Annotated in this window: 12 protein-coding genes; 8 read left to right on the forward strand and 4 right to left on the reverse strand. The window is 46.3% G+C overall.

Features of this window, described 5'->3' with window-relative positions; translation table 11 throughout:
- Positions 1-233: 233 nt before the first annotated feature.
- The 3 genes from xerD (at position 234) to recJ (ending at position 3,996) form a co-directional block, all read left to right on the forward strand.
- Positions 234-1,136 carry a site-specific tyrosine recombinase XerD gene (xerD, locus tag K5Q92_RS22045; protein WP_220771001.1) on the forward strand — a complete coding sequence of 301 codons (903 nt, stop codon included), beginning with the start codon at positions 234-236 and terminating at the stop codon, positions 1,134-1,136.
- Between the two features lie 289 nt (positions 1,137-1,425).
- Positions 1,426-2,154, forward strand: a complete 729-nt coding sequence (gene dsbC, locus K5Q92_RS22050) for a bifunctional protein-disulfide isomerase/oxidoreductase DsbC (protein WP_220771002.1) — start codon at positions 1,426-1,428, stop codon at positions 2,152-2,154.
- 117 nt (positions 2,155-2,271) lie between these two features.
- Positions 2,272-3,996 (forward strand): single-stranded-DNA-specific exonuclease RecJ, encoded by a 1,725-nt coding sequence (recJ, locus tag K5Q92_RS22055; RefSeq protein ID WP_220771003.1) that lies wholly within the window; start codon positions 2,272-2,274, stop codon positions 3,994-3,996.
- Positions 3,997-4,061: 65 nt separating this feature from the next.
- Here the strand turns inward: recJ and K5Q92_RS22060 are convergent, their stop codons facing one another.
- Positions 4,062-4,541, reverse strand: a complete 480-nt coding sequence (locus tag K5Q92_RS22060; RefSeq protein ID WP_220771004.1) for an Lrp/AsnC family transcriptional regulator — start codon at positions 4,539-4,541, stop codon at positions 4,062-4,064.
- 251 nt (positions 4,542-4,792) lie between these two features.
- Here K5Q92_RS22060 and K5Q92_RS22065 point away from each other — a divergent pair, with 251 nt between their 5' ends.
- Entirely contained in the window at positions 4,793-6,091 is a 1,299-nt protein-coding gene (locus K5Q92_RS22065; protein WP_220771005.1) for a serine dehydratase subunit alpha family protein, read from the forward strand.
- A 757-nt stretch (positions 6,092-6,848) separates the two neighbouring features.
- On the forward strand, positions 6,849-8,108 hold the full coding sequence (locus K5Q92_RS22070) for an amino acid permease (protein ID WP_220771011.1): 1,260 nt from the start codon (positions 6,849-6,851) through the stop codon (positions 8,106-8,108).
- Between the two features lie 106 nt (positions 8,109-8,214).
- Here the strand turns inward: K5Q92_RS22070 and K5Q92_RS22075 are convergent, their stop codons facing one another.
- Both K5Q92_RS22075 and K5Q92_RS22080 read right to left on the reverse strand, forming a co-directional pair.
- Positions 8,215-9,540, reverse strand: coding sequence for an FAD-binding oxidoreductase (locus K5Q92_RS22075; protein WP_220771006.1), 1,326 nt, complete (start codon positions 9,538-9,540; stop codon positions 8,215-8,217).
- A gap of 124 nt (positions 9,541-9,664) precedes the next feature.
- The gene (locus K5Q92_RS22080; protein ID WP_220771007.1) at positions 9,665-10,696 is read right to left on the reverse strand and encodes a GlxA family transcriptional regulator; all 1,032 of its coding nucleotides are present in this window, start codon (positions 10,694-10,696) and stop codon (positions 9,665-9,667) included.
- A 127-nt stretch (positions 10,697-10,823) separates the two neighbouring features.
- Between K5Q92_RS22080 and K5Q92_RS22085 the strand changes: the two genes are divergently transcribed.
- Positions 10,824-11,438: a LysE family translocator gene (locus K5Q92_RS22085; protein WP_220771008.1), complete on the forward strand. Its 615-nt coding sequence runs from the start codon at positions 10,824-10,826 to the stop codon at positions 11,436-11,438.
- Between the two features lie 110 nt (positions 11,439-11,548).
- Here the strand turns inward: K5Q92_RS22085 and rpiA are convergent, their stop codons facing one another.
- Positions 11,549-12,208, reverse strand: coding sequence for a ribose-5-phosphate isomerase RpiA (gene rpiA, locus K5Q92_RS22090; RefSeq protein WP_220771012.1), 660 nt, complete (start codon positions 12,206-12,208; stop codon positions 11,549-11,551).
- A gap of 282 nt (positions 12,209-12,490) precedes the next feature.
- Between rpiA and K5Q92_RS22095 the strand changes: the two genes are divergently transcribed.
- Both K5Q92_RS22095 and K5Q92_RS22100 read left to right on the forward strand, forming a co-directional pair.
- Positions 12,491-13,432 carry a DUF808 domain-containing protein gene (locus tag K5Q92_RS22095; RefSeq protein WP_220771009.1) on the forward strand — a complete coding sequence of 314 codons (942 nt, stop codon included), beginning with the start codon at positions 12,491-12,493 and terminating at the stop codon, positions 13,430-13,432.
- A 58-nt stretch (positions 13,433-13,490) separates the two neighbouring features.
- Entirely contained in the window at positions 13,491-14,663 is a 1,173-nt protein-coding gene (locus K5Q92_RS22100; protein ID WP_220771010.1) for an endonuclease/exonuclease/phosphatase family protein, read from the forward strand.
- The last annotated feature ends 175 nt before the right edge of the window (positions 14,664-14,838 follow it).

Raw genomic sequence — 14,838 nt, forward strand, 5'->3', positions numbered from 1 at the left:
CTCTAGCCGCGAAGCGTTCTAGATTCTAGGTTCTAGGAAGAGCTGAGAAAGGCCGGAAAGGCTAAGATGGTAAGAGCTGAGACGGATAAAGCCGGAAAAGCAAAGGCGAAAAAGCTGGAAAAGCAAAAAATAACTGCTTGGCTTTTCCTCGCAGGGCTTTAGCCCGTCCTAGAAGTGAGCTTGCGAGCGCCCTAGAACCTAGGGCCTTCTTTTAAAGTAGATAGGAATGAGAAGTGGCTGATAAGTACACGCCCAATAGTATAATTGACCTATTTTTAGATGACCTATGGTCAACCAAGGGGCTAAGTGATAACACCTTAAGTGCCTATCGCACTGATCTGCGTCACCTTGACCGTTATCTGCAAAAGCAAGGTGACGACCTAGTGACTTGTTCGCAGTTCGATATTCGCAACTATTTGGCCGAGCGCTTCGACAAAGGTTTCGCTAAGACCAGTAGTGCGCGCATGATGAGCAGTCTAAGACGTTTCTACGGCTATCTTATCGTCAAAAAGCAGATTGATACCGATCCAATGGCGCTAATAGAGTCGCCAAAACTCGCTCGCAAACTCCCTGACTCTCTCAGTGAAGAGGATATCGATCGCTTACTGGCAGAGCCTGAGCAAGATGACCCGATCGAGTGCCGTGACAAGGCGATGCTGGAGCTACTATACGCTACGGGGCTGCGAGTATCTGAGCTGGTGGGACTGACCATGGAGCAACTAAGTTTGCGTCAAGGCCTAGTGCGTATTACAGGTAAAGGCGGCAAGGAGCGTCTCGTGCCGCTGGGCGAGCTAGCCGTTACCGAGATTGAGTCTTACTTGAAGTTTGCTAGAGCCGAGCTGCTTAAAGGCAAGCAGAGTGATGTACTATTTCCCTCAAAACGGGCGCAGCAGATGACGCGGCAGACCTTTTGGCATCGTATTAAACTCTATGCTCTAAGAGCTGGTATTACTACGGAGCTTTCGCCTCACACCCTAAGGCATGCATTTGCGACTCACTTGCTTAATCATGGCGCTGATCTACGTGTGGTGCAATTACTGCTTGGTCATAGCGATCTTTCGACCACTCAGATCTATACTCATGTGGCGACAGCCCGATTGGCAACACTGCATAGCGAACATCATCCTAGAGGTTAGTGCAAGTAAACAAGTTCAATTGCGTTTACGCTTTGAGTGACGATTATTGACTCGAGGCTTAATGACGATCAAATTAAAATCTTGAGTGTATGCAAGCGAAACCGGAGCTACAGAATAACTTTCAGAAGTTCGGTACTTAATTGAATTATATGATGAGTTTCACGTCTGTATGATTTAGTTACAGCAAATAATTTGCTTTAACTGAGTTGAGTCTGTAACTTTTCAGCTCCAGATAAGGTCTAATCATTTATATCTGTCAGTCTGACCCTTACAAAGAGTAGGAAAACTAATGAAGTTCACTCGAACATTTTCTTTGATTGCTGCAATGCTGATTGCACCTGCAGCCCTAGCAGCATCAAACAGCACAGGCGATGATACTGCTGCGTTGAAGCAGAAGCTAAACCAAGCGTTAAACGTCGAAGTGCTTTCGATGAAGCCATCACCTATCCCAGAGCTATACGAGGCCTTCACCGATCGCGGTGTGCTTTATATCAGCAAAGATGGTTCAAAACTATTTCATGGTAATCTTTATGATCTAGATAAGGGCATGAAGAACCTTACCGAGGCTGCGATGGCGGGTCCTCGTGTTGATATGATGAAGCCGCTTGAAGATCACATGTTGGTTTATAAAGCCAAGAACGAAAAGCATGTGGTTACCATCTTTACCGATGTGAGCTGTGGTTACTGCCGCAAGCTACATAATGAAATGCAAGAGTACAACGATTTAGGTATTACTGTACGTTACCTCGCCTTCCCACGTGCGGGCGTTCCATCGGCTAATGCCGATGAGATGGAGTCTGTATGGTGTGCAAAAGATCCGCTTAAAGCCATGGGCGATGCTAAGAATGGTCGCGCAGTAAAGCGAGCATCATGTGATGCGAAGATTAAAGAGCAATATAACCTAGGCCAAACGTTCGGTATTAATGGTACACCGGCGATTATTCTAGAAGACGGTACCTTAATTCCTGGTTACCAACCACCTAAGGCACTGCTACGTACTTTAGAGTCTGTACAGTAATTCTGTCCTGAATTGAGCCTATAAAGAAAAGGTGAGCCTAGGCTCACCTTTTTTATGCCCTTTTTCCGGCAGTCTTGTTATGCTAATACTGTTTTAGTTTTGAGGGTTTAATCCAACGTGATCCATAAGATAGTTCGCCGCCCCAGAGTCGATGATAGCCACCTTCCCGATACGCTTTCTCCCATTTTAAAACAGATCTACGCTAGCCGTGGCGTGATTGCTGACGATTGTGAATTAAGCCTTGGCAAGTTACTGCGCCCCAATACCATGGCTGGCCTAGAGCAGGCGGCTAAGATCATTGCCGATGCCATCGAGGCGCAAAAAGCGATACTTATCATGGGTGACTTCGATGCAGATGGCGCAACCTCCACCAGTGTTTGCGTGTTAGCACTGCGGATGATGGGGGCGCAGAGGGTCGATTATCTTATTCCGAACCGCTTCGATTACGGTTATGGCTTAAGCCCTGAAATTGTCTCAGTTGCTGCCAGTAGACAAGCTGAGCTGCTGATCACAGTTGATAACGGCATCTCCTCCATTGAAGGTGTTGCTGCGGCAAAAGCCCACGGCATGACCGTGGTGATCACTGACCACCATCTACCGGGTCATAGCTTGCCCGATGCCGATGCCATTGTGAATCCGAATCAAGATGGCTGCGAGTTTGCCAGTAAGTCTATCGCCGGCGTGGGCGTAGCGTTTTATTTGATGTCGGCGCTTCGAGCCGAGCTTCGAGGCCGTAACTGGTATCAGCAGCAGGGGATAGCTGAGCCTAATCTTGCGCAGCTATTGGATATTGTTGCCCTAGGCACTGTGGCCGACGTGGTATCGCTCGACACCAATAATCGCATTCTAGTGGAGGCGGGTCTGCAGCGAGTCAAAGCGGGCCGCTGCCGCGTGGGGATCACCGCCTTATTAGAAGTGGCTAAGCGCACTCCGTCACGCATCGTTGCCTCAGACTTTGGCTTTGCCGTGGGACCACGACTTAACGCCGCGGGTCGTCTCGATGAGATGGCGCTCGGGGTGGAAACCTTGCTGTGTGAAGATATGATGCTGGCTCGGCGTATGGCATCAGAGCTTGATGGCCTCAATGCTGAGCGCCGTGACCTCGAAGCGGATATGCAGCAAGAGGCGCTCAAGAGCCTTGAGAGTATCGAGCTTAACGAAGCAGAATTACCTTGGGGTATTGCGATTTTCCAAGCCGATTGGCATCAAGGTGTTATTGGTATCTTAGCCTCGCGAATTAAAGATAAGTATCACCGCCCCGTTATCGCTTTTGCTGAGGCGGGAGAGGGCGAGATCAAAGGCTCGGCGCGCTCGATTAAGGGCTTGCATATGCGAGACCTACTGGAGCTGATTAACTCACGCCATCCGGGGCTGATTCTAAAGTTTGGTGGTCACGCCATGGCGGCAGGCTTATCCATTCAAGCGGGTCAGTTTGCCCTGTTTGCCGATGCGTATGACAAGGCGGTACGGGAAGTGTTAGCGCCTGAGTTGCTCACCGGTGAGCTGGTTTCAGACGGCGAGTTAGTGCCTGAGCAGTTCAAACTTGAACTTGCCGCCGAGCTGAGAAATGCCGGCCCTTGGGGACAGTCATTCCCAGAGCCGTTATTTGATGGCTACTTTAGGGTGATTCAGCAGCGCATCGTTGGCGAGAAGCACTTAAAGCTGATTTTAGAAACCGAGTGCGGCCGAGTGATGCTCGATGCCATCGCCTTTAATGTGGACTTGAAGACCTGGCCCGATGCTACGATTCAGTACGCGCAGGTGGTGTATAAACTCGATGTAAATGAGTTTAGAGGTAACCAGAGTTTGCAGCTGATGGTTGAGCAGATAGAGCCTAAGTAGGGCTATGGCGGAATGACATAAAGGAAAAGGGATGCACTGGTTGCGTCCCTTTCTGTTACTTGGAATTAGCTAGGCTTTAATGGTAAAACCGTGCTGAACTTTAATGATTCCATGGCAAAGGTTGAAGTGACATTGGTTAAGCCTGCCACTTGATTAACCAAGCGTTTATAAAAGTGATCAAATGCCGCCATATCTTCCACTTGTACTCGCATCATATAGTCATATTCCCCCGCCATACGATAAAACTCCATCACTTCTGGCATGGCGTAAACCGCTTCAATAAACTTCTCATACCAAGCATGGGAGTGATCACAGGTTTTAACTTGCACAAATGCGGTGAAATCAACGCCTATTTTACTAGGATCGAGTAGGGCGACTCGTTTGTTGATCACCCCTTCCTCTTCCAAACGCTTTAAGCGTTTCCAGCAAGGGGTGGTCGTTAAATTAACGGCTTTAGCTAATTCGTTAAGTGATAGCGTGACATCGTGCTGCAGCATAGTGAGCAACTGTCGGTCGACTTTATCTAGTTTTACTTTTTCAACCACAAGGTCCGTCCTGACTGAGATTTTCTATTGTTCATCTACTAATTATTTAACGGTTATCTAGTGATTATGCATTATTGCTTATTTAAGCATCTGCATAACTTGTGATCGCATTGTAGTAGAAAATCTTTCTCTTTTCTGTCTTATCGATAGAAGAAATGGAAAAATAATTCTTCAGGTAATCCATTACAATGAAACAAAGATTGCCATGACTCTATTCCAAATAGTGTCCATTACTAGAAGCGAGTTGAACGATGAACCAACACTTATGGCCCTTATTTCTTGAAGCAGTTAAACGCGATGTCGTTCCAGCTCTTGGCTGTACAGAGCCTATTTCCGTTGCATTAGCAGCCGCCATTGCCATTGATGAGTTAGGCATAAAAAACCAAGCAACTAACGTCACAATGGATGTTAGTGTTTCAGCTAATTTAATGAAAAATGGCATGGGAGTAGGTATTCCGGGCACTGGAATGGTCGGTTTGCCAATTGCTGCCGCAATTGGTGCGGTAGCTGGCGATCGTCATGCCGGTCTTGAAGTATTAAAAAATCTCACTGCTAGCGATGTTGAGGCCGCTAAGTTAATGCTGGATAACAAGCAAGTGACAGTCGGCGTTGCCGATGTGGCTAATGTGCTATACGCCAAAGTCACGGTTTATTATCAACAGCAATCGGCGAGCGTGACCATTGCCGATAGTCATACTAAGGTTGTTGCGATTGAAAAAAACGGCGAGCAATGTTTACTTGAACCAAAGGCAAAGGTTGTTAAAGACAAGGCCAAAGTCGACCCATTTATCGAAGCCAAACTGCAAGATATTTATGATTTTGCGATAAATGCTCCGTTAGCCGACATCAGCTTTATTCTGCAGGCAAAAACTCTCAACGACGCCTTATCGAATGAAGGCCTTACGGGTGACTACGGCTTAAAAATTGGCGCAACTTTTGTTAAAAACCAAGAAAGAGGTTTATTGTCTGGCGGCTTACTGACCGAAGTGCTAACTCGTACTGCTGGGGCGTCTGATGCGCGTATGGACGGTGCCATGATGCCTGCAATGAGCAATTCAGGCTCAGGCAACCAAGGTATTGCGGCAACCATGCCAGTGGTTGTTAGTGCCGATTTTCTTAAATCTAGCGAAGAGCAAACAATCCGCGCATTAATGCTGTCACACTTAACGGCTATCTATATTAAAAGCTATCAAAACAAGCTTTCAGCTTTATGCGGCGCGACAACGGCTGCTATGGGATCTGCTGCGGGCATCACCTACTTGCTTGATGGCGAGATTGAACAAGTTAGTGCGGCCATTTGCAGCATGATTGGCGATGTCAGTGGCGTTATTTGTGATGGTGCTAAAACCGCTTGTGCAATGAAAGTTTCTTCATCGGCAGGTGCAGCGGTAAAAGCGGCCTTAATGGCCATTGACGGCATTCGAGTGACGGGCACTGAAGGTATTGTTGCTGATGATGTTGACCAAACGATCCGTAACCTTGCGACTTTGGCAAATGGCGCAATGACGCAAACTGATGTGCAGATCTTAGAAATTATGATGCACAAATAAACAGGGTTTTGCTAAAACTCAAGCCAAATCGATTGTCATTAAGAGTCGATTTGGCTTTTTAGTTTCTGTCTCTCTGTCTTTCTGTCTCTCTTTCTCCTTTTTCTTCTGCCTCTGCAGTTTTCTCTGCCTACTAAGCCATCCAAGTTATAACACTCATCCAATAATACTAATCAGAATAAGTACTGGCTCATCGACTCGTTTTTAACAACCTTTGCCTAAATGACTTGCTACAAGAATACCTACAGGGTTGATTTTTAGGCATTTTATCTGGGCGAATGCTTGGTGATTTTGCTCACACATTGATTTGATTTAGCTGTGGCTATCACTTTAATTTGCGAAATGTGCGCCATACCTCTCCAAACTTAAATCTAATATCTTGAAATAAATCACATTTTTACGCTCCTGTGAGCGGAAGATTAATGACTAATAAGGTGAAGGGCATCAAACTATTGGGCCGTTATAAATGATTAACTCTTGATCTGGATCAGTACGGATAAACCATCTGAAAAAATCACTGAATTGAGAGTACATTTTGCTAAATCTAAGTAGATTGGTAGCAATTTAAATAAAAAAATTCTCTCCATCCTTGAGTATGCTCAGGCCAAGCAAACGCTGTAATAACCCCAATAACCATAATTATAATTTTTATCATATTAGTGGCTCTGGCCACATTTAATGGAATTGATATATGAGTGAACTAGTTCAAGGCGCACCAAGCGGTGACACCCAAGCGCAACCCCTGCACGAACGCGCCAATATGACCAAAGCCGAATGGCAACAAGCGACCAAGTTTGACAGTGTCGACATAGGTTGGATTGTGATGAGTATTGGTATGGCAATTGGTGCCGGTATTGTATTTTTACCAGTACAAGTTGGTGTGATGGGGCTCTGGGTATTCTTACTGTCATCCATCATCGGCTACCCAGCTATGTATCTATTCCAAAAGCTATTCATTAACACTTTGGCCGAATCAAAGAAGTGTACCGATTACCCAGGCGTCATTGAAAACTACCTTGGTAAAAACTGGGGCATTGCATTAGGTGTGCTTTACTTCCTGATGTTGGTCATTTGGGTACTGGTGTATTCATTAGCCGTGACCAATGACAGTGCCTCTTACCTGCATTCATTTGGTGTCACTGAGGGCAAGCTTAGCGACAATGTATTTTATGGTTTAGGCTTAATTTGCTTATTAGCTTTTATCGGTTCAAAAGGCGAAAAGCTGCTATTTAAGCTATCAGGTTTTATGGCGGTGACAGTACTGACGCTAGTCGCGGTAATGGGTGTGTTACTGATGGCGCGTTGGGATATGGCGAATATTCCAAGCATGGGGGAATTTGGTCCAATGCTGAAAAATGCCATTATTACCCTGCCATTTACCTTAACCTCGATTCTGTTTATTCAATCGTTAAGCCCAATGGTGATCTCATATCGCTCACATGAAAAGTCGATTGAGGTGGCGCGTTTTAAAGCTGAGCGAGCAATGAAAATTGCCTTCGCCATCTTATTCGTGGTGGTGTTCTTCTTCGCGGTGTCGTTCACCTTTGCCATTAGCCAAGAGCAAGCAACTGATGCGATGAATCAAAACATCTCTGCATTGGCTATTATCGCGCAGTACTTCCCTGGCAGCTGGGCGACGGTCACTGGCATTGTGATTAACATCTTTGCGGTTGTAACGTCTTTCTTCGGCGTATTCTTAGCCTTCCAAGAAGCCTGTCGTGGTATTGCAATGAACATACTGCTGCGTAGCCGTAAAGAATCACAGATCAATAAAGATCTAGTGAATAAGCTCATCACAGTTTTCATCATCCTACTGGCTTGGTCTGCCATTGCGTTAAATGCACCAATCCTGTCATTCACTTCTATCTGTAGCCCGATATTTGGTCTAGTGGGTTGTTTAATTCCAGCTTACTTGGTGTACAAGGTGCCACACTTGAACAAATATAAGGGTTGGGCAACTAACCTGATTATTGTGACGGGTATTTTGTTGTGTATCTCACCGTTGTTGGCATTTATGTAATTGGCTTATTAGGTTGCGGCTGACTTTCGCTAAACAGCGATAGGCAATCAAGCTGCGCTTGAGCATCAAAAGCGAAGCTTAGGTCGCAACCCTTAAACCCAAACCTTTATCCAAACCTAGAAGGTGAAAACGGTGTGAGATCCAAACTGGTTTGCTCTTGGTTGATTATTTCACTCACAAGCTTACCCGTTATCGGCCCAAGACTGAGGCCCATCATGGCGTGTCCTGTGGCGATGGTTAGGTTGGCTATTTTGTCGGCTCTGCCGATAATCGGTAGCCCATCTGGGCTGCAGGGGCGAAAGCCTGACCAAAACTCTTTGGGGTCGACTTGGCTAGTGTCAAAATCGGGGAGATAACGGGCGGCCGATTTGGTCAGCCCTTTGATTCGGTTATGGCTGATCCCTGAAGATTCTTGACTCGATAACACACCTAGCTCCATGGTGCCGCCAAAGCGAATGCTGTTATCTAATGGACTGACAGCAACCTTGGCTTCACTTAAGATAAACGGAGTGCGGCACTGCAGTGTGGCGCCCTCTTTGATGGGCGGTTTGTCAAAGCTGACACAGATCCCTTTACCCGATTGTACAGGCAGATTAACTCTTAATTGTTTTGCAAGCTTAGGCGACCAAGCGCCATTGGCGAGAACAAACTCTTTGGCATTAATTTCATCTGTTGCGGTTGTTGCGCCACTAATCTTGTTGTTGGCACTATCTGTGATGAATTCGGTGATTTCAGTGTGCTCCCTAAACTCCACTCCTTGAGAGCACAGGTAGTTTTTCATCGTTAGTATAAACTCATAGGGGGCGATGTGAGCATCTTCAGGATAAAAGCCAGCGCCCATAACATCGAGATTGATATTGGGCTCTAGTTGCTGCAAAGCTTCAGGGCTGAGGACTTTCGCTTTCAAGCCAAGCTTGTTGGCTTGGAGCACTGTGGTTGCCTCATCGTTGAGACCTTGCTCTGTGTTACACAGCATCAAAAGGCCATTTTGATGAAACTCAAAATCAAGCTCTGGCTCTTGGTGCAGCGTTTGGTATAGCTCAAGGGACTTAAGGTTGATATCTAAAATTGCCTGTTGATTAGCAAGGGTATGTTGTGGCGTACACTTCTTGGCGAAAGACAGTAGCCACTTTAAGAAGTCGACATTGAGACTGGGACGCACGTAGAAGGGGCTTTGTGGATTGAGCATCCATTTGAGGCCTTTCTGGATCATCCCTGGCGCTGCCAGCGGAATGAAGTGACTCGGGGTGATGTAACCCGCATTACCAAAGGAGCAAGCTTTGCCTATCTCATCTTTGTCGATAACCACCACTGACTGACCCGCCTTATGTAGATAGTAAGCAGTGCAAATACCGATAATACCGCCACCAATCACAGCTACATCCTTAACTTCCTGATCGTTAGCTGCGCCCTTTATCTGCTTATCCGTCATCTTCTTTCCTTGATGCTGATTTTAGTGGATAACCTACAGTGTCTAGCTCAATCGGATTTGTTCTAAATCAAGTGTTGTTAAAAAAGTGATGCAAGATGAATTTTTTTAATGATGGATAAATAGCTTAGGTGAAAAGCTTGGGTGTGCGTAATGAATTGGGGCTGCAACCGAAGCGTTTGCGAAACACCTTACACAGATAACTCACATCTTGAATGCCAACCTCATCTGCTAAATATTGCAAGCTATGATCGGAGTTCACCACGCGCCAATGTAGATGTTGTAGGCGCATTTCATTCCAGTATTCTCGTGCAGTTTGGCCAAAACAGTCTTTAAATTGCCTATCGAGTTGGCGGCGACTGATGGCTAACTTATCAGCAAGTTTATCGACAGTGTCTGCACTTGCTAAGCGTTGGCGCATTAGGCTGATGGCACGGCCAATATGACGCTTAGCTGAATTATTTATTTGAATATGAGTATCTAACGACTTGAGTTGATGCCTTTGCTCTCTCGCCTCATCCACTAGCATGTCAGCCAGCCCCTTGAGCGCCTTTGTGCGGCCGCAATGACGAGCGAGTAGCTCTACGGCTAGATCGATGGCGGCACAGCCTCCGGCGCAGCTGATCCGTTTCCTGTCGATGCAGAAAAGCTGTTCAGTGCGAATCTCAATGCGTGGAAAAGCGGTGCGAAACTCTGGTACGTGACGCCAGTGTACCGCTACACAGTGGTTATTGAGCAAACCTGCTGCGGCAAATAAAAAGCAGGCATTATCGATGCTAACTAAGGTGACTCCCTTAGCCGCTGCTAAATGCAATAGATCATGATATTGCTTAGGTAGTTGCTGACAGCTTCGTGCGCTGCGGCCGCCAAACACCACTAAGTAGTCATAGTCGGCTAACGCTATCTCATCTATAGTCGTTTTGATCTCCACCGAGACCCCACTACTGGATAACAGATGACCAGCTTCGAGTCCCACGACCTGCCAGGTACAATACTGCTGCTGACTGTAATCTTCTTCGTCGGCAGAAAAACGCAATTTATCCAGAAAACCGCCAAATGGTAGCAAGCTAAATTCCGGTAAGGGCAGCAGCAAAAAGCGTACATCTGGGGTGTTAACTTGGCGGCTTGCGGCAGTGTTGTCGATATTTGAATGAGACATATGGTTTCTTTGTGCAGTAATGTCTAAATATCACCTTGTTTTGTCTTGATTGTATCAGGTTCGGTAGATAGTCCTCTCCTATAATCCGCTCCGATATAAAAACTATCGCGTTATCACAGGAAAAAGTATGGCATTTGACACTTGGCTTATTTATCTCGTAGCTGTTATCGGTTTGTCGCTCGCTCCCGGCCCGAATGGGCTTCTGGCATTAACTCATGGGGTGATGTATGGGCCTAAAAAGACCTTATTTACTATTATCGGTGGCGTGTTAGGTTTTGTGGTATTGATTGCGCTGGCTATGTTTGGCATTGGCGCACTGTTGCTAGCCTCTGCCGATCTACTCTTGCTGTTTAAATGGATCGGTGGGGCTTATCTAATTTGGTTGGGTGTGCGCATCTGGCGTTCGCCAACAATCGAGCTACAGCCAATAGGAAAAACGGTGGTAATAAGTGACATGGCACTGTTTAGGCAAGGAGCATTGGCAGCGCTGACCAATCCTAAGGTGCTATTATTTTTTGGTGCCTTCCTGCCTCAGTTTATCGAGCCTGAACAGTCACTGTTTAGCCAGTTTATAGTGATGGCTGCTACTTTTGCGGTCGTTGAGTTTGCAGTCGAATATCTGATCGCGAGAGTGGCAACTGGGCTTCGTCCATGGTTAGCACGTAGCGGTAAGCGCTTCAACCAATGTTGCGGTGGCGTATTTGCGCTGATTGGCGCGAGCTTACCCCTTTATAATAATTAGGTCATCTTGATTTAGGGGCATCAGAGGAAGTTTGTTGAAGCAAAAAGCCACTCTAACGAGTGGCTTTAGTATGACTCGGCTACTCCACCAAGCAGCAAAGAGCAAAACAATTAATAAGTAATTGTTTTTACTCCATCTGGTGTACCAACTAACAACACATCTGCGCCGCGCATGGCGAACAGGCCGTTAGTAACCACACCAACGATACCGTTGATCTGCTCTTCTAACGCTTTCGGGTTCATGATCTTCATGTTGTACACGTCTAAGATGATGTTGCCGTTATCGGTCACACAACCTTCGCGGTAAACTGGGTCGCCGCCAAGCTTAACAATCTGGCGAGCCACGTATGAACGTGCCATTGGGATCACTTCGATAGGTAGTGGGAACTCACCTAAGATATCGACCTGCTTAGTGTTATCGACGATACAGACAAACTTTTCGGCAACGGCTGCAACGATCTTCTCGCGAGTTAGTGCTGCGCCGCCGCCTTTGATCATATCCATGTGACCGTTGATCTCATCGGCACCATCCACATAGACAGAAAGCTCATCGACACTGTTAAGGTCAAAAACAGGAATACCTAGAGCCTTCATTTTTTCTGTTGATGCTTCAGAGCTTGATACCGCACCTTGGATATCGAACTTCATTGTAGCGAGTGCATCGATAAAGTGATTAACCGTTGAGCCTGTACCTACGCCAACAATGCTGTTTTCTTCTACGTACTGCAGAGCAGCCCATCCGGCAGCTTTTTTCATTTCATCTTGAGTCATCATGAAATCCTTTGTTAAAGATAAAAGTTAAAGACAAGGTTAAAAATATTGCCGACAGTATACTCGTTTAACGTGGTGAGCGCGGCGGAATTTTGCTTTAAAAGTGACACGCAAGGCGTATCATGTTTACCTTGAGTCGAGTGAAGGACCATTTTCCACTGTAGCTAACTGTTTATTGTCATTAACCTATTCATTGTTACCGCTATAGTGTGAATTTGACCTGAATAAATATTAGACGGATTTTGGCGTGAACACGCGCCACTCAGTATTAAAGGAGTCGATATGGCCGGGGCAAGCTTATTAACCTTGTTAGATGATATCGCGACAATTTTAGACGACGTTGCCGCAATGAGTAAAATAGCCGCCCGCAAAACGGCTGGGGTCTTGGGCGATGATTTAGCCCTTAATGCCCAGCAGGTAACTGGCGTGAGCGCCGATAGAGAGTTACCCGTGGTATGGGCGGTGGCCGTGGGCTCGTTTAAAAACAAGTGCATGTTGGTGCCAGCGGCCATGCTGATCAGTGCCTTTATCCCATGGGCGGTGACGCCGCTGCTGATGTTTGGTGGTTTGTATCTTTGCTATGAAGGTTTCGAAAAAATTTATCATAGTTACCATGCTAAAAAGCATCATCAGATCGATGAAACTCAGGCGACTGAGGAGGAGATAGTTGATCTCAAGGAGTATGAAGCAAACAAGGTCAAGGGGGCGATCCGCACCGACTTTGTGTTATCGGCAGAGATTATCGCCATCACCTTAGGTATCGTGGCTGACAAGAGTTTGAGCACCCAGTTTTTCACCTTAAGTGTTATCGCCATCATTATGACCATAGGTGTCTATGGTTTGGTTGCAGGTATTGTGAAGCTCGATGATGCTGGACTTTATTTGAGTCAGCGAACAGGCGAGAGTCTATGGGCCCGGTTTAAGCGCCGTTTTGGTTTTATGTTGCTCAACTCGGCACCTTATTTGATGAAGACACTGTCTGTGGTCGGCACCATCGCCATGTTTATGGTAGGTGGCGGTATTTTAACTCATGGCTGGCATTGGATGGGAGAGCAGATAAGTCATGTGGCGAACTGGATTGCCGCCTTTGAGTTTGTCGGCCCTGTGGTTGCCTTTATCACCCCAAGTATTTTGAATGCGCTATTTGGTGTGGTTGCTGGCGCAGTAGCGGTATTATTGATGGAGCTTATTAGTAAGCTCAAAGGCGACAAAAGTGCAGCTTAGCTTATTTTTCAGTTAAGGAGCCGCTTATATCCATTTGTAAAAGGTAGTAATGGCTAACATGGCAAATCTTAATGCAAGTACTAATACAGATGCTAAATCAAACACTAAAACAAATAGAATCAAGTTAGCCAGCTTTAACCTGTTTAATTACATTGAGCCGCCACTGGCCTATTACGATTTTGAAAATATCTATAGCGCAGAGCAATGGCAAAAAAAGCAGGGGTGGTTAGCTGATTTTTTAGCGCAGCACCAGCCCGATATCATTGGCTTGCAAGAGGTGTTTTCTGCTCCAGCATTGGCCGAACAGATGCATGCTGCTGGCTATGAGCATGTTGCAGTGGTTGGTGAACCTACAGTCATTGACGATTATATTTGCCGCGATCCAGTTGTCGCTCTTGCCTCAAAGTTTCCTTTGACTGAAGTGGCCGCGATTGAAGCGGAGCCTGAGTACATCCATGCGCTTGGGCTAAACCCGAACTTTGCATATAGCCGTAAACCACTTCGCGTGACGGTGTTGTTGCCTCAAATTGGCCTTTGCGACATTTACGTGGTGCACTTTAAATCTAAGCGCCCGCATCTGGATGAATTACCGCAGCCTAAGTTTGTTCAGCCAAAGTTTACTCAAGCTGCAAATAGCGCGTCCGCCGCTCCGTTGGTTAATTTTGGCGAACTATTAGGCCGAAACAGTCTTGGTCTGTGGGCCTCGAGTATTCAGCGTGGCAGTGAAGCGGCGTTGTTGTTTAATACCATGCTGCAGAGGCGTATAGAGACCAATCATCCAATGGTGCTGATGGGGGACTTTAATGAAGAGCTTACAAGCTCGGTATTATCGCCGTTAACTAACCGCGAGCAACGCTTTGAAAAAGAGGGGCTTGGTCAGTTAGCGAACTTCCCGTTAACCGATGCTTATAAGCTGTTTCTGCAAGGGTTGCAGGATCTATTTTGCGTGGAGGCAGCAGATAAAAATCTTGATGACGTTGCAGTAGAGGAAGAGTTAATGCTGGCTAAAGCGCGGGCATCGCGTGCACCGACTCATTACTACGGCGCCACAGGTAATGTGCTGGATTACATATTACTTTCGGCAGATTTTGATCCTAGCTTTGATAACAGTATTGCCGAAGTTTGCGACTATCACACAGAAGACAGGCACTTAGTAAACCCAAGCTTTGAGCGTGATAGCCAAAGTAGCGACCACGCTCCAGTGATCTGCACCATCCGCAGCAGAAGTTAGATTTAAAGATTTTAAAGAAGGTTCTAGCAAAAGCAGGAGCTAGGAAAGCCCGACTGCTGCTTGCTTTTGCTAGAATCTAGAGCGCTCGTAAACTTGCTGCTTGCACCGTCTTTGCTTTTCCGGCCTTTCTCAGCTCTTCCTAGAACCTAGAATCTAGGACGCTTCGCGGATAGAA

The organism is Shewanella sp. MBTL60-007, assembly GCF_019654915.1.
GTDB lineage: Bacteria > Pseudomonadota > Gammaproteobacteria > Enterobacterales > Shewanellaceae > Shewanella.